This window comes from Thiohalocapsa sp. (assembly GCF_022340605.1).
Taxonomy (GTDB): domain Bacteria; phylum Pseudomonadota; class Gammaproteobacteria; order Chromatiales; family Chromatiaceae; genus Thiohalocapsa.
Map to the genome: position 1 here is coordinate 1 of NZ_JAJDNQ010000076.1, position 17,188 is coordinate 17,188.

Consider the following 17,188-nt stretch of genomic DNA (forward strand, 5'->3'; position numbering starts at 1 on the left):
GGCATAAGGCTCGACAGCGCGTGCAACCTGTCCGAACAGATCGATGCTGCCGTGGGGGCGAGCGCCGCGAACACCGTTCTTACGAACGTGGAAATCGGGCGCGAGCCCCTCAGCGCCGAACGCGCCAAAGAGACGGTGGAAGCACTGGCCGCAAACCCGCCCGCCCCGGTCAACCTGTCCCGCATGGCCCGCGTGTTCTCCACCAAGGTGCAGTTCGTCGAATGCACGCTACGCGGCGCGCAATGGACCGAGCGCGAAACCAAGGTATCCAGCCTGCTGTTGAACGCGGATGTCTCGGATGACCTCGTGGAACTCTTCGACACCAAGATTCGGCCGTTCTCGAAACAGGCGGACGTGCCAATCCCGGTTCAAGCCATGATTCAGGGTCAACTCGCCTTCGACAAGGGCGGCAAACCGCTGATGACAGCCATGACCCAGGCCGAGATCAAGCAGGTTTGGAACGACATCCTGAAGCGCTACCTGCACCGGATGCGCGGCTTCGGGCTCCTGATCCGCCGTGCGGACAAGCCGCAGTTCGAGGCGGAGGTTACCGCCTTTGAAGAGGTGCTGAAGACCTGGGTCAGCGGATTCCGCAAGCAAGTCAAGACTGACGAGGATGAACTGGTGAAACAGATTGCGGCCCTGGTGCTGAGCCGCCGAGAGCGAGCTTCTTCCGCACCAGCGGGGCCGCAAACCAAGCCCGATGAAATCGAGGCCATCATTCGGACGGGCGTGCAAGGGATGCGGGTCATTGAGCCAACGGTCAAGCTGGTCTTCAAGGACGTGTCGTGGGAATCAACCGGAGACCCGGAATTCGCCCAGGCACTGCGCGACACCCTGCCCGAAAAAGACTTGAAGGGCTGGTTCGAGGTCTACTCTGCCGCGCCGGTCCTGGAGAAGCGGAACGTGTCCGATGCGGAATCGCCATAGTCACGCATTAATCACTAGGAACGAAACGGACCGGATTGCAACCCGACCGACAGCGAAAGACTGCGGCGCAGCGTTCGGACTGCCGCCGCGTAGTCCCGCCTCCAAAGCGGCGCAGTTCGCGAGGGCCGCGGGATGAGCAAGCCTGAACTGAGCTGCGAAGAACTGCGCGACCTGCTGTTCGCCTTCGAGGGTAGCGACGAGCCCGAGGACACCAAGACCGTGTTCAGCCGGCTCTGCGAGTTCTTCGCATGGGCGGCGCAACGGGGCATTGATACGGTTCCTTGTCGCGATGGCGACGATGCGGTTCCGTTGCGCAATTATGCCGCGTTGTTCACCAGCGTCGTCGCATTGCGCATGACCGGGCAGGACGGCAACGCCGAAGAGCCGCCGCGGGGACCTTTGAAGGTAATCGCGCCCAATCAAGCTTTGGGCTGGGCCAACCCGCCTAATCGGCCGCCCGAGTCGAAATACGCCCGCATCGAGCGCGACTTCGCAATGGCCGCGTGCGTCGAGCTGTTCGAGCGTGGGGACAGCGAGCTAGGGAAGCGCAAAAGGGCAGTAACCCGCGTCGCGCGTCTGTTCAATTGCAGCCGGAGGCGCGTGCAGGCTGCGCTGAGTTTCTTCGCGCAAGTTCCCCCCGTCGTTTTCAGAAGCCTATCAACCGCAGAACTAAAGGAGATTCGCAGAGACGCCAAGCCGCTTCCCCCGCGTCGCCGCTAATGTGCAAATAAGCCCCCCGCTCTTATTTGCACGCAACGTGCCTTAGGCTGGCCCTGCATCGTAGTTGACAGCAGAGGCTAGACCGATGACGAACCCCGCAGTATCGCCCGCCCGCCAACTCGACAACGAGAAGGAAGCGGCGGCCTATCTCAAACTTTCCCCGAGGACCCTTCAGGCTTGGCGCCTTCGTGGTGGCGGCCCCGAATACGTGAAGCTCGGCAATGCGGTTCGCTACGACCGCGCGGCCCTCGACCGCTACATTTCTGAGCGCACCCGCCGCAATTCCGCGGGATGAGGTGCGGACCATGAATAACATCCAACGACGACGCCCGCCCTTCGTCCGCACCATCCATCCCGGCACGCGCGACGTGCGTGCGTTTCTCAACTGGGACGATGCCAAGGCATCCGCGGCCGACGGCCGCGCGACTGTTTTGCTCCCGCCCGGCACCGCCCCTGAGGCGATGGACTGGACCTGCTGCCGCGGCGCCGAGGTCTGGCTTCGCTGGCGGACCGACGAGACCGCCCCGGACACCGTTCACCGGTTGGCCGTGGCGATGGTCCGAGCTGGTGCCGAGCTGGTGCTGTCCTGCGAGACCACCGGCGTCCCAGACTGCCAGTTGACCAGCTACCGGCCGCGGGAGGTGCCACGTGTTGCGTGAGCCGACCCGAATCCCGCTTGAGTCGCGACCGGCCGACTTCCTGGTAGACGTGCCCGCCGGCACCGGGCACGGCGACGACTGGCCCGCGCCCGAGGACCTGCCCGCCGGCCTGCCGCCCGTTCAAACCTTCGACCCGGCACTGCTGCCGGCGGCGCTTCGGCCCTGGATTACCGACATTGCTGACCGTATGCAATGCCCGCCGGACTACCCCGCCGCGGCGACCGTTGTCTGTCTGGCGGCCGTTGTCGGGCGGCAAGTCGGCATCCGCCCCAAGGCCCGCGACGACTGGACCGTTGCCGCGAACCTGTGGGGTGCCATCATCGGCCGCCCGTCGCTGCTGAAGAGCCCGGCGCTTGCCGAGCCTATGAAGGCCGTTGACGCCCTGGAAGTGAAGGCCCGCGACGCGCACGCCGACGCCGAGAAGGAGCACCGGGCGGCGCTGACGCTCAACGCGGCCTATGCCAAGGAGGCGACGACCCGGCTACAAAAAGCCGTCAAGGACGGCGACAAGCTGAAGGCCGAAGCCCTGGCGCGCGAAGCCATCGAAGAACCCGAGCCACCCGCGCGGCGACGCTACAAGACTTCCGACGCGACCGTTGAAAAGCTGGGCGAGCTGCTACGCGACAACCCCCGCGGCGTGCTGGTGTTCCGTGATGAGCTTGTCGGCTTCCTGCGAAGCCTCGACCGCGAAGGCCGCGAAGGCACCCGCGCGTTCTATCTCGAAGCCTGGAACGGCACCGGCGGCTTCGTGTTCGACCGCATCGGCCGCGGCACCGTCGAGATCGAAGCGGCTTGTGTGTCCATCCTAGGCGGTATCCAGCCCGGCCCCCTGGCGGACTACCTTAGCGAGACCCTACGCGGCGGCGCTGGCGACGATGGCCTCTTGCAACGCTTCCAAGTCGCGGTTTGGCCCGACCCGCCCGCGGTATGGGTCAACGTGGACCGCTGGCCAGACTCGACCGCGCGGCAAACCGCGCGGCAGGTATTCGACCGACTCGACGCCATCGACCCCGGGGCCATCGGCGCGACCCAGGATGAAGGCGACCGCTTGCCCTGGCTTCGCTTCGACGCGGCGGCACAAGCCCTGTTCGACCACTGGCGCGCGGTCCTTGAGCGGCGCTTGCGGACCGAGGACCTACCGCCCGCCCTGGAATCGCACCTTGCCAAGTATCGAAGCCTTGCCCCGTCCCTGGCGCTGCTGTCCCACCTGGCGGATGTTGGGCGCGGCCCCGTTGGCGAGCCATCACTGCTGCGCGGACTGGCCTGGTGTGAGTATCTGGAATCGCACGCGCGGCGCATCTACGCCCCCGCCCTGGCGCCCGACCTGTGCGCGGCCCGCGAGCTGGACCGGCGCTTGCTGAGTCTGCCCGAGCCGTTCACGGCCAAGGACATCTACAAGAACTGTTGGCGCGGCCTCGACCGCGAAGGCACGACGGCGGCACTGGCGACCCTCGAAGACTTCGGCCGCGTGCGTGGCGAGCGCACCCAAGGCCCCGGACGCCCGACCGTGCGTTACCGCGTCAATCCCGCCCTGCGAGGTGCGCAGCAATGAGCTATCTGGACCTACTGCGCACACTCGACGACGACGGCGATTCTTCGGAAATGCCCAAGTCGCCTACTGTCGAAACCGTCGAAACCCCCTCAAAGCCGGGCTTAGGCAGTTTAGACAGTTCGCCATCTGGCACTTTCCGGAAAATTCGCAGCTTCAGCCCGCCCGAACTGCCGCCGCTTCATGAGCAACTACCCCCCGAGCTGGTGGCCCGGCTCGGGAAGGCCGCGAAACGCATCCTTTGGGACGTGGCCATCGAGTATCGCGACGATGCCGACACCCTTGAAGACCTCACCGATGACGAGCTGGTGCTCGTTGTCGGGCACTACTTGCTAATGCGACACACGCAATACATCGGGTGCGCCAAGCCATGAGCCGCCGACCCAAGCGCCCGAGCCGCGCCCAGATCGGTGCGGAGTTGGCTTTCTTCCAACCGACCGAAACCGTGGCACCGAAGACGAGGACCGACAGTGACGACCGCAGCACGACAAGCCAAATGGCGCCGCCGCGACAGCAAGGCGTTGATACAGGCTAGGCTCACGCCCGAGGCGGTCGAGCGGCTGGACGCGCTCGTTCGGGACCACGGATGGACAGGCCGGGCTGAGGCCATCGAGCGACTACTGACGGCCGATGCAGGACCGGCGCCCGCATGGGTCGCTGACGAGGCAATTCGGCTGGCGCGGGCATTTTTCCAAGCGACTGGCCGCTCGTCATTGTCGGTGCGTGACGGAGGCGCGATTTACACGATTTCGCGCCACGCGCAGTGGTAACGGTTGGACGACGACGCACACGCCTGCGACGCGGCGCCCGTTGGCATGTAGACGCCGCGCCGGCGGCCCGACGGCATTTTCGCGACTGTTACGCGCGCGCGAGGGGGACTTAACGGGGGCGCGCAGCTACCGTGCCCACCGCGTTTCAAACGCGACCCTTCCAAACTCCCCCGCTCCACGCACGCATAACCCGGCCAACCCTGTGCGGCTCCACCGCCACCCGAAGCAAGCCCCGTGCGCCCCGGCTCCCGGTCAATGGCAGATACCTCCTATTCACTTCGGCTGGAACTCACGAACGGCGGACAGCCAGCGTTGTCGACCCACTGCAAACATACTGGCAAGCTGGCCCGCAAGGAACCCGCAGCGAGCGTCGAGACTGTGGTCTTCGCGTCTGGCAGCAGCAAGGAAATTGCCCACGAACTCTTCCGCCTCCTCTTTCGCTTGCGTGGTTGTAGACAACATCAGATCGTTCCAATCTCCATCGTCAAATTCAAATTGCGATACAAAAGCCTCGACTTCTGCCAAAGCCGCCGAATATTCCGGCGGATTCTTGATGAGATAAGCGCATTCCGTGTCCGCGCCGACATTCATCCATACTACAGCCCCAAGGTACGCCCCAAACCCTTCCCCAAGCGTATAGAGTTCGTTCCGCGACTGCACAAGGACTAGCTGCCCAGGCTGTGCATGGGACGCGGTAAACGTATGAGAAGCGCCGACGGGCACGCCCTTCGGTGCATAAACAATAGTCTCGGCCTTAGCCGGATTTAACCATATAGCCGTGCAGAGACCTACGAGCAACACGACCTTCATACTCGAACCTCTCGATAGTCGGGCAGCGGCAGGCTGCGTGACTGGTCAACCTCATCATCGGCATACCCCCCAGCGCTGCTGGCGACCGATGGCCGAGGATGGGAACAGGGTTGGCATCCTTCGCCAAGCCCCGCAGCGGCGACTCAAGCCCGCGAAATCGCCCCGCGTGGTGACTCCATGGTGACTCACGATGGGAGCGGCTTCGGCTGATTCAGCCTAACTATCTGTTTTACATGGAGCTGGCGGACGGATTCGAACCGACGACCTGCTGATTACAAATCAGCTGCTCTGCCAACTGAGCTACGCCAGCGGGGGAAGGAGCGGCGCTGGCTGGTGTCGCCGGCGACCGGTCGGTGATTGTATGCGAGCCGCGCGGCAGCCTCAATCAGTGGAGCCACTGACGGGCGAGTGTCAGCGGCCCAGGCCCGGGTGCGAGCGCAGGGGGCGCTCGGGGCCTCCGCGGGTTTGCCGTGGCGACTGCCGGTGCGCTCGTGGGCTCAGGCGCGTTGGCGATTGCCGTGACCTGCGTAGATCGGGCTGAGGGACGAAGCCCGGCAGGGCGTCCGACCTGAGCACCTGCATGTCAGACTTCCTCGGGTCGGCCCGACCTACGGCGGCTGCAAGCCCCGAAGCCGCAACGGATTTGCGTCAGATCCTCTCAGCCGAAAGCGGCGAGACCGCGCAACACGAGGTCCGGGATGTGCGTCGCGGGCAAGTCGATGGCGGCAGCGAGGCGCTCGGCGTCGCCGCCGCTGAGGATGAGCTGGGGCTCCGTGCCGCCGTGTTGCTGGAGGCGGCGGCCTAGGCGCTCGATGAGGGCGGCGGGAGCCTGGATGCTGGCGGCCGCGATGGCCTCGCCGGTGTCGGCGGCCCAGGCCAGGTCGGCCTCGGCGGGCTCGTAGCGCGGGATCTGAGTGCCGGCGAGCAGACTGTCGCGCATGATGCGGATGCCGGGGAGGATCAGGCCGCCCAAGTGCTGCCCGTCGGCTTGGAGCAGATCGTAGGTGATGGCGGTGCCGGCGTCGACGATGAGGGCCGGGGCAGGATCGCCCTGCTCCGCCGCCAGCCACTGGTGGACCGCGATCAGCGCCAGGAAGCGATCCACGCCGAGGCGTGCTGGCTCCGGGTAGGCGATGCGCACGCCGCATGCCTCGGATCGCGTCTCCACCCACTTGGGCTCACAGCCCCAGCAGGCATCGCAGACCCGGCCGACGGCGTCCTTGACTTCCCGCGGACCGACGCCGGCGGCGATGACCGCATCGATGCCGTCCAATTCATCCCAGACGGCGAGCAGGTCGAGCGGCAGCGCCCCGCCATGCATGGCGGCGCCGTAGTCGTTGAGCTCGGCGTCGTCCGGATGCCGGAGCGCCCACTTGATGCTGGTGTTGCCGATGTCGACGAGGAGTTGCATGGCTAGCTTTATCGAGGTCAGGTAGCTCTCGCGGTGGGTTAGGCATGGAGACCGTGAATGTATGGGAGGTCGGGTTAGCGCAGCGCAACCCGACGTTGAGCGGCGGTAAGCCGTTGATTGTCAGGTTACGCTATCGCTAACCCGACCTACGATCCTCAGCTCGTTGTCGTGATGGTATCCGGATTTTCGCCGCGGGCCATCAGGCGGTCTTCGGCTGCGGCTGGAGCAGCAGGGCCAGCGGCATGGCCAGCAGGGCGAGCACGGCCAGGATCTCGGCGAGCTGGGTGATGGCGAGGATGTGGGATTGCCGCGCGAGCTCGTCGGCCACCACCGCCGCGGTGAGGTCGAGGTTGCCGGACAGCGGTGGGCCGTGCAGGAACTGCTCGAAGGCCGGGTTGCCGGGCGACACGTCGCCCACGTAGCGGGTCCAGTTGCCGAGATTGCCCCGGTAGATCATGGTACCGACGAAGGTAACGCCGAAGGAAAAGCCCAGTGTCTTGACGAAGTTGAACAGGCCGGCGCCCTCGTCGCGCTCGTCGGGGCGCAGGTTGCGGAACGCCTGCGCCGCCAGCAGCGGAAAGATCAGGAACAGCCCGAACATGATGATCGCGCTCGGCACGAAGACGTCAACCGGCCCCGCGTCGGGGTTCAACCCGCTGTAGCGCAGCCAGCCGACGGCCATCAGCCCAGCGCCCACCAGCACCATGAGCCGGATGCCGAAGAAGCCGACGATGCGCCCGCCCACCAGACTGCCGACGACGCCGCAAGCGCCGGCGGCGCCCATCACCAGGCCAGCGGTGACGACCTCCCATTGGTAGTCGTCGATGAGCAGTTCCGGCGTCATGATCAGGCTGCCCAGGAAGATGCTGCCGAGCAGCGCCACCAGCAGCGAGCAGGCGAGAAAGTTCGTGTCGGCGAACAGCCGCAGGCGCATGATGTTGGCGTCGCCGACGACGATGCCGCGAGCGATGAAGGCGAGCGCAAAGGTGAAGGCCAGGATCGCCAGCACCCAGATCTCGACGGCGCCGAACCAGTCCATGGTGTCCCCCTGGTCCAGCATGACCTGAAGGCTGATGACCCAGATGGCGAGCAGCACCAGCCCCACCAGATCGGTGCGTACCCGCTGCGATGGCACCGCACGGACGAAGCGCAGGATCAGCAGCACCGCCACCACGCCGATGGGCAGGTTGACCCAGAAGTTCCAGCGCCAGTCCAGGTCCTGCGCCAGATAGCCGCCGACGATGGGCCCGAGCGCCGGCCCGCCGAGCACGCCCACCGCCCAGATGGATAGCGCCTTGGGCCGCTCTTCCGCCGGGTAGGCGTCCACCAGAATGGACTGGGACAGGGGGATGAGCGGCCCGCTGAACACACCCTGAATGAAACGGAAGATGACAATCTCAGTCAGGCTCTGCGACAGCCCACAGCCGATGGACGACGCGACGAAGCCCACCACGACGATGATGGCGAGCCGCCGCCGACCGAGCAGCCGCGACAGGTGCCCGGTGAAGCCGATCACCAGCGCCTGACCACAGGTGAACATGGTCACCACCCAGGTGATCTGGTCCGGCCCCGCGCCGAGGTTGCCCGCCATGTACGGCAGCGCCACCGAGACGATGGTCATGTCCACCGCCGCCATCACCGACACCATCAGCGCGGTAAGCAGCAGCATGGTGCGCTGGGTGCCCGGCGGCAGGGGCGGCGGTGCGGCGACGGCGTTGGTGTCGGCGTTGCTCATGGGTCGGGGCTCGCCGCAGTGGGGCTACCGACTCGCCGAAGTGGCGGCTTCGGCCTCGTCCGCGCCCTGCCCCTGTCCGCCGGCAACCGCCTCGGCTATCGCCGGTTGGGCATCGGCGCGTTGCCGCTGCGCTTGTGACCGCGCGGACGGTTCGTCAGCCGCCAGCACCGTCACCCTGGCGCTGGCGCCGAGCCGGTAGGGTGCCTCAGGTACCATGGGCTCCAGGCGAATGCGCACCGGGATGCGCTGCGTGACCTTGACCCAGTTGCCGGTGGTGTTCTGCGGCGGCAGCAGCGAGAAGGACGCGGCGCTGGCCGCGCCGATGCTCTCGACCCGGCCGCGGAAGTGCCGGTCGGGGTAGCTGTCGATGCGGACGTCCGCGGGCAGGCCGGCCTGAATGGCCTCGAGCTTGGTCTCCTTGTAGTTGGCCTGCACCCACCAGGTGCCTTCCTCCACCAGCACGAAGAGCTCATCGGCCGTCTTCACGACATCACCCGGGCGCAGCGTGACGCGCGAGACCCAGCCGGCGGCGGGGGCCTCCACGCGGGTCCAGTCCAGGTTGAGCCGCGCCAGCGCCACCGCCGCGGCCGCCTCTTCCACGCGCGCCTGCTGCACCGCCGCCGGCCCCAGCCGCTGGCGGGCCACCTCCTGCTGCGCCTTGGCATCAGCCAGCGCAGCGTCGGTGGCGCGGAAGACGTCGCGAGCCTGGATGCCCTTGAGCTCCGGCTCGTCGCCGCGCTTGACAAGCTCCGCGATGCGATCCGATTCTGCCTTGGCCTCGTCCCTGTCCGACTGCGCCTTACGCACCTTGGCCTCGGCAGCCTGTACCTGCGACTGCTGCATGATGATGTCCTGGCGTACCAGGCGCTCGGCGCTGACCGCACGGTCCAGCGTGGCCTGGAACGGCCGGGGATCCATGCGAAACAGCAGGTCGCCCGCCGCCACGTGCTGATGGTCCACCACGTGCACTTCGGTCACCTGCCCGTTGATCCGTGGCGAGATCCACAGGTGGTTGGCCATCAGGTAGGCATCCTCTGCCGAGGGCCGCTGGCGCTCGTAGTTCCAGTAGACGTAGGCGCCAAACGCGAGCAAGCCACCGACCACGAGCGCCAGCGCGATGGCGAGGCCTTGTTTGGATATGTTGTGCGCGGATGATCCCGCGCCGGTTGGCGCTGCCGGTTGCTCGGGCATGGGAAAACCTCTGGAGTAAAAGCCGGCATCCCGCGGGTGGGCTGCCGGCGACTACTATGCCCGCGGCACGCGCAAGCCTCCAAGTGCGAATGGAGCGAGCGGGACGGCCTGCTGTGGGGTGGGCAAAGCGACAGGGGCTGTGAAAGTATTCGGTGTAGTCGGGTTAGCGCAGCGTAACCCGACGCTGGGCGTCGGTAGGCCGTTGATGGTCGGGTGACGCTATCGCTAACCCGACCTGCGATCCGCTCGTTTTCGGAGTTGGGAGCAATACTTTCGCGGTCTCTCCGACGCGGGAGCGAGCGGGAATGGCCGTGCGGCGCCAGGCTGGTCAGCCCCCCGTGCTCGCGAGGCTCGCGGTGCGGGTGTCGCCATGAGTATTGAGCCAATCCCGCAGCCGGTTGGAGTCCGCCACCGGCGTCAGCTTGCCCTGGGCGTTGAGCAGCACGATGTAGAGCCGCCTCCCAGCCACCACCGCCTGCATCACCAGGCAGCGCCCAGCCTCGTGGATGTAGCCGGTCTTGCTCAGCTCCACCTGCCAGCGGCTGTCGCGGGTCAGCGGATTGGTGTTGCGATATTCCAGCGGCCCTCGCTTGGTGTTCGGGTACGGGTGTGCGGTGAACTCGCCGGTGGAAGTGACCTCGCGGATGAACGGATACTGCGCGGCGGCGTTGATCATGCGCACCAGGTCTTCCGCCGTCGACACGCTGTTGGCGTTCAGGCCCGAAGCATCCGCAAAATGACTGTCGCGCATGCCGAGCGCGGCGGCCTTGGCGTTCATGGCCTTGATGAAGGCGGGCGTCCCGCCGGCGAAGGTGGTGCGCCCGAGCGCGTGGGCGGCACGGTTGTCCGACGACATGAGGGCAACGCGCAACATGTCGCGCCGAGACATCGTTGCCTCGTCGATATAGAGCCGCGAGCGGCTCCAGCGCATGCGGTCGCGGTCCTGCTCGGTGATGGTGATGGGGTCATCCAGCGGCACGTCGGCATCCAGTACCACCATCGCCATCATCAGCTTGGTCACGGAGGCGATGGGCCGGACCTCGGTGGTGTTGCGGCTGACGAGGCGGTTGCCGTTATGGTCGATGACGAGCGCGACCTCCGAGCGGATGTCCGGGCCCGCCACCGCCACACCGGCCGCGGCAAGCAGTGCACAGGCTGCGGCGACCGCGAGCATGCGACGGGGCAAGGCGTGCGAAATCATCTCAAGTCTTCCCGCTAGCGGACTGTTTGTACGGGGCAAAGTGTTCTAATTATGGCACATGATCGAGACTTCATGGCACGGATTCACCACGCCGTTGCAGATTCGCCGCCGAAGTCGTTTCCGTCTTCGCAAGCCACCACGATCAATGTGTTGAACCCCCTCCCCGTCTGGCTCCTGGCCGCCCTGCCACCGCTGTTCTGGGCCGGCAACTTCGTCCTCGCCCGGGCGCTGCACACGCACCTGCCACCCATTGCGCTCTCGTTCTGGCGCTGGACGTTGGCGCTGGCCATCCTGCTGCCCATCGCGTGGCCCGCCCTGTTGCGCGAGCGGCGCACGCTGGGCCAGTTTCTGCGTCGGCACTGGCGCCGGCTGGTGCCGCTGGCCGTGCTCGGCATCACTGGCTACAACACCCTGCTCTACATCGGCTTGCAGGACACTACCGCCACCAACGCGGTGTTGCTGTCCGCGGCGACGCCGGTAATGATCGTCGCCCTGTCTTTCCTCTTGCTCGGCGAGCGCCTGCGCATCGCGGCACTCATCGGATTGGCGCTGTCGCTGGCCGGGGTGCTGGTGATCATGGCCAAGGGCGACCCGGCGGCCATGCTGCGGCTGAAGCCGGCCGCCGGCGACGGCTGGGTGCTCGCGGCGGCACTGGACTGGGCGTTGTACTCGGTGCTGTTGCGTCGGCGCCCGGCGGGCCTGGACCCGCTCGCCTTCCTCACCCTGCTGGTCGCCATGGGCCTGGTGCCGCTGGCCGGGCTCTACGCCTGGGAGCTGTCCACCGGCGCCCGCTTCGCGCCCGACGCGGCCAATCTCGCGGCCATCGGCTACGTGGCGCTGCTCCCGTCGGTGCTTGCCTACATCATCTGGAACCGCGCCGTCGCCGAGCTCGGCGCCAACCGCACCGGTCAGTACATCCACCTGCTGCCCGTGTTCGGCACGCTGCTCGGCGTGTTGCTGCTGGGCGAGCGGCTCGAATGGTTCCATGCGCTGGGGGCGGTATTGATCGCGGCCGGAATCCTGCTTAGCGCATCGCGCTTTCGACCGCAACGCCCAATGCATTAGCATTCGTGCTGCCGGCGTGCGCCGCCTGTCCCCGTCGTTCCGCCCGAAACGGAGAAACGCGTTGTATATCCAGTCCCGACTCCGTCCCCTGCTCCGAACCGTCCTCGCATTCCTGCTGCTCGGTGCCGCCGCGGTCGCCGCCGACGAGCAGACAGTGCACATCTATAACTGGAACGACTACTTCGCCGAGGACACACTGCCGGGTTTCCAGAAGGCCACCGGCATCCGCCCGGTGCTGGACCTGTACGATGCCAACGAGGTGCTGGAGGCGAAGCTCCTGGCCGGCAGCAGCGGCTACGACGTGGTGTTCCCCACCGCGCGGCCGTTCGCCGCACGGCAGATCGCGGCCGGTCTGTACCTGCCCTTGGACAAGAGCAAGCTGCCGGGGCTGGACAAGCTCGACCCGGCCATCATGCAGAGCCTGGCCAAGATCGATCCGGACAATGCACACGTGGTGCCCTACATGTGGGGCACCTCCGGGCTCGGCGTGAACGTGGCGAAGGTACGTGCCGCGCTCGGCGACGACGCGCCGCTCGACACCTGGGCGCTGATCTTCGACCCGGCGCAGTCGGCGAAGCTGGCCGGCTGCGGCATCAGTCTGCTGGATGACCCCACCGAGGTCTTCTCGGCGGCGCTCGCCTACCTGGGCAAGGACCCGAACAGCCTGGACAAGGCCGACCTCGACGCGGCGGCCGAGCTGTTGAAGAAGGTCTATCCGAACATCCGCTACTTCCACTCGTCGCAGTACCAGAGTGACCTCGCCAATGGTGATCTGTGCGTGGCGATGGGCTACTCGGGCGACGTGCTGCAGGCGCAGAACCGTGCGGAGGAAGCCGGGAACGGCGTGGACATCGCCTACCTGATCCCGCGCGAGGGCGCGGCGCTGTGGACCGACGTGATGGCGATCCCGAAGGATGCGCCCAACCCCGACGCCGCGCATGCCTTCATCGCTTACCTGTTGCAGCCGCGGGTGATTACCGATGCGTCCAACTACGTCTACTACGCCAACCCGAACCTGGCGGCAACGCCGCTGCTGGATAAGGCGCTGCGCGAGGACCCGGGCATCTACCCGCCGCCGGCCGTGAAGGCGCGGCTGTTCGCGCCGAGCGAGCGCAGCGACCGCCAAATTCGCGACCTGAACCGGCGCTTCACGCGCCTCAAGGCCCAACGCTGAGTCCAGCGCTAGAGCCGGGGCCGAACGGATTTGAAGCGGAGCGGTCGCGGCTTTGCGTCACGCGGCGCTCGCCGCAGCCTTTGTGGGAGGGGCTCTTGTGGGAGCAGCGCCTGTGGGAGCGGCACTCTTGGTGCCGCGACCGGCGGCAACGCTGCGCAACACGCCCCGAGTAACTGCCAAAGCGGCAGGCAACCGCGCGACCGCAGTCGCGCCACAAAGAGCAGTGGCGCTCCCACAGTGCCGGTGCGCCCGGAGCAGCCTTTCTGGCAGGTCGGGCCGACGCGGGAGGCCCCACGATCAGGTCGGACAATCAGGCATGGCCATCAAGCAGTTATGGCAACCGCCGCGTCGGGCTTCGTTGTTCGGCCCGGCCTAGGCGGGGGCGCTTCACGAGCTTTTCGACCAACGCTGAGAGCAGCGCTGAGCCGCCACGGCCCCAGCCTACCCGCCCACCCTGCCAGCACAGTCTATAGGCACCGCAATGGCCGTCCCCGATCAACGCCGCTCACTGGAGCCCTGGCAGGACCCGGACGCCGCACCCTACGTGCGCATCGATCGGGTCACGAAGAAGTTCGGCGATGTCTACGCCGTCGACGATGTCAGCCTGAACATCTACCAGGGCGAGTTCTTCTCGCTGCTCGGCAGCTCCGGCTGCGGCAAGTCGACGCTGCTGCGGCTGTTGGCCGGCTTCGAGCAGCCCACCGCCGGGCGCATCTACATCGACCGCGCCGACGTGACGGACATCCCGCCCTACGCGCGGCCGGTGAACATGATGTTCCAGTCCTACGCCCTGTTCCCGCACATGACGGTGGAGCAGAACGTGGCGTTCGGTCTGAAGCAGGACCGCTTGCCGCGGGCCGAGCGTCACGAGCGGGTCGGCGAGATGCTGGCGCTGCTCAAAATCGGCGAGCTGCGCCGGCGCAGGCCCGACCAGCTCTCCGGCGGCCAGCGCCAGCGCGTGGCGCTGGCGCGCAGCCTGGCCCGGCACCCGAAGCTGCTGCTGCTCGACGAGCCGCTGGGCGCGCTCGACAAGCGCCTGCGCGAGAACACCCAATTCGAGCTGGTGAACCTGCAGGAGCGGCTCGGCACCACCTTCGTCACCGTCACCCACGACCAGGAAGAGGCGATGACCATGTCCACGCGCATCGGCGTGATGGACGCGGGCCGCATCATGCAGGTGGACACACCCACCGCCATCTACGAGTACCCGAACAGCCGCTTCGTCGCGGACTTCATCGGCTCGGTGAACCTGTTCGAGGGCAAGGTCGCCGCCATCGACGGCGACCAGGTGCTGGTGCAGAGCCGGCTCGGCCGCGGCATGCGCATGCGCTGCCCGCACCCGCTGGCGCTCGGCACGCCGGTGACGGTGGCGGTGCGCCCGGAGAAGATGCGGACCTGCGACGACTACCGCGACGACGGCATCAACCAGATCAAGGGCGTGGTGGAGGACATCGCTTATCTCGGCGACGTCTCCATCTACCGGGTGCGCGTCGGCGAGCGCGGCGACACCGCCTCGGGCATCGTCGAGATGACCCTGACCAACACCCAGCCGCGCACCGAGCAGGCGCTCACCTGGGAACAGGAGGTGGCGATGGAGTGGGCGCCCACCAGCGGCGTGGTGCTGACGGATTAGGGCGCAAACGCCGACATGTGGCGGACAGATAGGATCGGGATCGAAGGCGAAATCGGCCGGCGGGACGCCGGCCATCCCAGTGGCCGGCGAGACGCCGGCGCTCCCGGTGGGCGGCATCACCGGGAAGGCGGCGGTAACCCGACAGCGCCGGCGGCACTGGGAGCGCCGGCATCTTGCCGGCACACTGGGTCCGTCGGCGTCTCGCCGACGGCACGGCAGGAACCTCTGCACAGCAAGCTGTCGTAGTATCGGTACTGCCGATCCCCCCGCCTCGCCCCGTGGGCCAACGAGATGCGCGACCGATACCAGAACGTGGGCAACCCTTGCTCCAAGCGCCACCAGCAGGCACCCCGGACACTGCGCCAAGCGGCAGCTTGTCGGCCGCGCCACCTCCCGCGGTGGCCGGCATGAAAGCGCCCCACCCACGCCGCCGGCTCAGCCCGCTCCTCAACATCGGCGCGCCCTACCTCTGGCTGTGCCTGTTCTTCCTGCTGCCGTTCCTGATCGTGCTGCGCATCAGCATTGCGGAGCCCGCGCTGGCGCAGCCGCCCTACACGGCGCTGTGGGAGTGGATCGACGACGGCGTGCTGTCGATTCAGCTCAACTTCCAGAACTTCATGCTGGTGGTGGAGGACGAGCTGTACCTGGCCGCGTTCCTGAACTCGCTGTGGGTGGCCCTGGTGTGCACGGTGCTGTGCCTGCTGCTCGGCTACCCGATGGCCTACGCCATCGCCACCGCGCGCGAGCGCTGGCGGGTGCTGCTCTTGCTGCTGATCGTGCTGCCGTTCTGGACCTCGTTCCTGATCCGCGTCTATGCCTGGATGGGCATCCTGAAGCAGAACGGGCTGCTCAATCACTTTCTCATCTGGCTCGGCGTCATCGACCAGCCGCTCACCATCCTGCACACCCAGCTCGCGGTGTACATCGGCGTCGTGTATTCGTACCTGCCGTTCATGATCCTGCCGCTGTACGCGAATCTGACACGGCTCGACTTCAGCCTGCTGGAAGCGGCCGCGGACCTAGGCTGCCGGCCCTGGCGTGCTTTTCTCAAGATTACCCTGCCGCTGTCGCTGCCGGGCATCGTCGCCGGCAGCATGCTGGTGTTCATCCCGGTGGTGGGCGAGTTCGTGATCCCGGACCTGCTCGGCGGTCCGCGCAGCCTGATGGTGGGCAAGATGCTCTGGACCGAGTTCTTCTCCAACAAGGACTGGCCGCTGGCCTCGGCGCTCGCCATCGTGCTGCTGGCGCTGCTGGTGGTGCCGTTCGTGCTGATGCAGCGCCTGGAAGCAACCGAGGCGCAGCGGCTCGACGACGCCGCCGACGGGCGCGGGCAATGAACCGCCGCCGCTGGCCACTCCTGGCCGTGCTGGCCTTCGGCTATGCCTTCCTGTACGTGCCGGTGCTGCTGTTGATCATCTACTCGTTCAACGAGTCGCGACTGGTCACGGTCTGGTCCGGCTTCTCCACCAAGTGGTACGGCGAGCTGCTGCACAATCGCCAACTGCTCGACGCCGCCTGGCTCAGCGTGCGCATCGCCACGGTCAGCGCCACCGTCGCCGTGATCCTCGGCACGCTCGCCGCCAACGCGCTGGTGCGCCACGGCCGCTTTCGCGGTCGCACCGGCTTCGAGCTGCTGCTGACCGCACCACTGGTGATGCCGGACGTCATCATCGGCCTGTCGATGCTGCTCCTGTTCGTCGCCATGCAGCAGCTCATCGGCTGGCCCCACGGGCGCGGCTTCACCACCATCGCCATCGCTCACATCACCTTCAGCATGGCCTACGTGGCAGTGGTGGTGCGCGCGCGTCTGGCGCAGATGGACCGCTCGCTGGAGGAGGCGGCGATGGACTTGGGCGCCCGGCCACTCACGGTTTATCTCAGCATCACGCTGCCGCTGATTGCGCCTGCGCTGCTGTCCGGGTGGCTCCTGGCGTTCACGCTATCGCTGGATGATCTCGTCATCGCGAGCTTCGTCTCCGGCCCCGGCTCGACGACGCTGCCGATGGTCATCTACGCCAGCGTGCGCATGGGCGTCTCGCCGCAGATCAATGCGCTCGCCACCATCGTCGTCGCGCTGGTGACGCTGGCCGTGATGGTCGCCGGCATGACGATGCGGGAGCGGCGGCGGTGATCATGCCGATTCTGTCTTTCGCTTCGGCATCGGGCGCTTAGGCGTCGGGTCTCAGACCTCGTCCGGGTCGAACCCCGCCTCGCGCAATCTGGCCGCCAGGGGCGACGACGACAACGACCAAGCGGTCATCGAACACTTGGTAAGCAAGGCGTTACCCCGCAGTGCGCAGCTTGATCTTGTACACATGATCGAACCCGTGGAGGCACGCG

17 protein-coding genes and 1 tRNA gene are annotated in these 17,188 nt (G+C 66.8%); 12 read left to right on the forward strand and 6 right to left on the reverse strand.

The window, feature by feature from the left end:
• From LJE69_RS09680 to LJE69_RS20980, 7 genes are all read left to right on the forward strand, one after another.
• On the forward strand, positions 1-930 hold a 930-nt coding region (locus LJE69_RS09680; RefSeq protein WP_296924328.1), incomplete at its 5' end, for a hypothetical protein.
• A gap of 132 nt (positions 931-1,062) precedes the next feature.
• A complete protein-coding gene (locus LJE69_RS09685) occupies positions 1,063-1,650 on the forward strand; it encodes a hypothetical protein (protein WP_296924331.1) in 588 nt (195 codons plus the stop codon).
• Between the two features lie 85 nt (positions 1,651-1,735).
• Entirely contained in the window at positions 1,736-1,945 is a 210-nt protein-coding gene (locus LJE69_RS09690) for a helix-turn-helix domain-containing protein (RefSeq protein WP_296924332.1), read from the forward strand.
• 10 nt (positions 1,946-1,955) lie between these two features.
• Positions 1,956-2,309 carry a hypothetical protein gene (locus LJE69_RS09695; protein WP_296924334.1) on the forward strand — a complete coding sequence of 118 codons (354 nt, stop codon included), beginning with the start codon at positions 1,956-1,958 and terminating at the stop codon, positions 2,307-2,309.
• Positions 2,302-3,861: a YfjI family protein gene (locus LJE69_RS09700; protein ID WP_296924336.1), complete on the forward strand. Its 1,560-nt coding sequence runs from the start codon at positions 2,302-2,304 to the stop codon at positions 3,859-3,861. Before LJE69_RS09695 ends, LJE69_RS09700 begins: the two co-directional genes overlap by 8 nt.
• Complete coding sequence (locus LJE69_RS09705) at positions 3,858-4,232, forward strand: hypothetical protein (RefSeq protein WP_296924338.1); 375 nt, start codon at positions 3,858-3,860, stop codon at positions 4,230-4,232. The genes LJE69_RS09700 and LJE69_RS09705 overlap by 4 nt, the downstream gene beginning before the upstream one ends.
• 96 nt (positions 4,233-4,328) lie before the next feature.
• Complete coding sequence (locus LJE69_RS20980) at positions 4,329-4,628, forward strand: ribbon-helix-helix protein, CopG family (protein ID WP_367114649.1); 300 nt, start codon at positions 4,329-4,331, stop codon at positions 4,626-4,628.
• 273 nt (positions 4,629-4,901) lie between these two features.
• Here LJE69_RS20980 and LJE69_RS09710 read toward each other — a convergent pair whose 3' ends face one another.
• The 6 genes from LJE69_RS09710 to LJE69_RS09735 form a co-directional block, all read right to left on the reverse strand.
• Positions 4,902-5,438, reverse strand: a complete 537-nt coding sequence (locus LJE69_RS09710; protein ID WP_296924341.1) for a hypothetical protein — start codon at positions 5,436-5,438, stop codon at positions 4,902-4,904.
• Between the two features lie 234 nt (positions 5,439-5,672).
• Positions 5,673-5,748 (reverse strand) — tRNA-Thr (locus LJE69_RS09715).
• Between the two features lie 348 nt (positions 5,749-6,096).
• Complete coding sequence (locus LJE69_RS09720; protein WP_296924343.1) at positions 6,097-6,849, reverse strand: type III pantothenate kinase; 753 nt, start codon at positions 6,847-6,849, stop codon at positions 6,097-6,099.
• Positions 6,850-7,048: 199 nt separating this feature from the next.
• Positions 7,049-8,584: a DHA2 family efflux MFS transporter permease subunit gene (locus LJE69_RS09725; protein ID WP_296924345.1), complete on the reverse strand. Its 1,536-nt coding sequence runs from the start codon at positions 8,582-8,584 to the stop codon at positions 7,049-7,051.
• A gap of 24 nt (positions 8,585-8,608) precedes the next feature.
• Positions 8,609-9,775: an HlyD family secretion protein gene (locus LJE69_RS09730; RefSeq protein ID WP_296924347.1), complete on the reverse strand. Its 1,167-nt coding sequence runs from the start codon at positions 9,773-9,775 to the stop codon at positions 8,609-8,611.
• 328 nt (positions 9,776-10,103) lie between these two features.
• Entirely contained in the window at positions 10,104-10,976 is an 873-nt protein-coding gene (locus LJE69_RS09735) for a serine hydrolase (RefSeq protein ID WP_296924349.1), read from the reverse strand.
• A gap of 150 nt (positions 10,977-11,126) precedes the next feature.
• Here LJE69_RS09735 and LJE69_RS09740 point away from each other — a divergent pair, with 150 nt between their 5' ends.
• The 5 genes from LJE69_RS09740 (at position 11,127) to LJE69_RS09760 (ending at position 16,979) form a co-directional block, all read left to right on the forward strand.
• On the forward strand, positions 11,127-12,041 hold the full coding sequence (locus LJE69_RS09740) for a DMT family transporter (protein WP_296924351.1): 915 nt from the start codon (positions 11,127-11,129) through the stop codon (positions 12,039-12,041).
• Positions 12,042-12,129: 88 nt separating this feature from the next.
• The gene (locus tag LJE69_RS09745; RefSeq protein ID WP_296924534.1) at positions 12,130-13,215 is read left to right on the forward strand and encodes a polyamine ABC transporter substrate-binding protein; all 1,086 of its coding nucleotides are present in this window, start codon (positions 12,130-12,132) and stop codon (positions 13,213-13,215) included.
• Positions 13,216-13,696: 481 nt separating this feature from the next.
• Positions 13,697-14,848 carry a polyamine ABC transporter ATP-binding protein gene (locus LJE69_RS09750; protein ID WP_296924353.1) on the forward strand — a complete coding sequence of 384 codons (1,152 nt, stop codon included), beginning with the start codon at positions 13,697-13,699 and terminating at the stop codon, positions 14,846-14,848.
• A 407-nt stretch (positions 14,849-15,255) separates the two neighbouring features.
• Positions 15,256-16,185: an ABC transporter permease subunit gene (locus LJE69_RS09755; protein WP_296924354.1), complete on the forward strand. Its 930-nt coding sequence runs from the start codon at positions 15,256-15,258 to the stop codon at positions 16,183-16,185.
• Positions 16,182-16,979: an ABC transporter permease subunit gene (locus LJE69_RS09760; protein WP_296924356.1), complete on the forward strand. Its 798-nt coding sequence runs from the start codon at positions 16,182-16,184 to the stop codon at positions 16,977-16,979. The genes LJE69_RS09755 and LJE69_RS09760 overlap by 4 nt, the downstream gene beginning before the upstream one ends.
• Positions 16,980-17,188 lie beyond the last annotated feature (209 nt).

What these genes read in the sequence shown, in the direction of transcription:
- LJE69_RS09760 (WP_296924356.1), top strand. Translation starts at nt 16,182, where the DNA reads ATGAACCGCCGCCGCTGGCCACTCCTGGCCGTGCTGGCCTTCGGCTAT.
- LJE69_RS09685 (WP_296924331.1), top strand. Translation starts at nt 1,063, where the DNA reads ATGAGCAAGCCTGAACTGAGCTGCGAAGAACTGCGCGACCTGCTGTTC.
- LJE69_RS09725 (WP_296924345.1), bottom strand. Translation starts at nt 8,584, where the DNA reads ATGAGCAACGCCGACACCAACGCCGTCGCCGCACCGCCGCCCCTGCCG.
- LJE69_RS09695 (WP_296924334.1), top strand. Translation starts at nt 1,956, where the DNA reads ATGAATAACATCCAACGACGACGCCCGCCCTTCGTCCGCACCATCCAT.
- LJE69_RS09690 (WP_296924332.1), top strand. Translation starts at nt 1,736, where the DNA reads ATGACGAACCCCGCAGTATCGCCCGCCCGCCAACTCGACAACGAGAAG.
- LJE69_RS09720 (WP_296924343.1), bottom strand. Translation starts at nt 6,849, where the DNA reads ATGCAACTCCTCGTCGACATCGGCAACACCAGCATCAAGTGGGCGCTC.
- LJE69_RS09750 (WP_296924353.1), top strand. Translation starts at nt 13,697, where the DNA reads ATGGCCGTCCCCGATCAACGCCGCTCACTGGAGCCCTGGCAGGACCCG.
- LJE69_RS09730 (WP_296924347.1), bottom strand. Translation starts at nt 9,775, where the DNA reads ATGCCCGAGCAACCGGCAGCGCCAACCGGCGCGGGATCATCCGCGCAC.
- LJE69_RS09710 (WP_296924341.1), bottom strand. Translation starts at nt 5,438, where the DNA reads ATGAAGGTCGTGTTGCTCGTAGGTCTCTGCACGGCTATATGGTTAAAT.
- LJE69_RS09735 (WP_296924349.1), bottom strand. Translation starts at nt 10,976, where the DNA reads ATGATTTCGCACGCCTTGCCCCGTCGCATGCTCGCGGTCGCCGCAGCC.
- LJE69_RS09755 (WP_296924354.1), top strand. Translation starts at nt 15,256, where the DNA reads ATGAAAGCGCCCCACCCACGCCGCCGGCTCAGCCCGCTCCTCAACATC.
- LJE69_RS09705 (WP_296924338.1), top strand. Translation starts at nt 3,858, where the DNA reads ATGAGCTATCTGGACCTACTGCGCACACTCGACGACGACGGCGATTCT.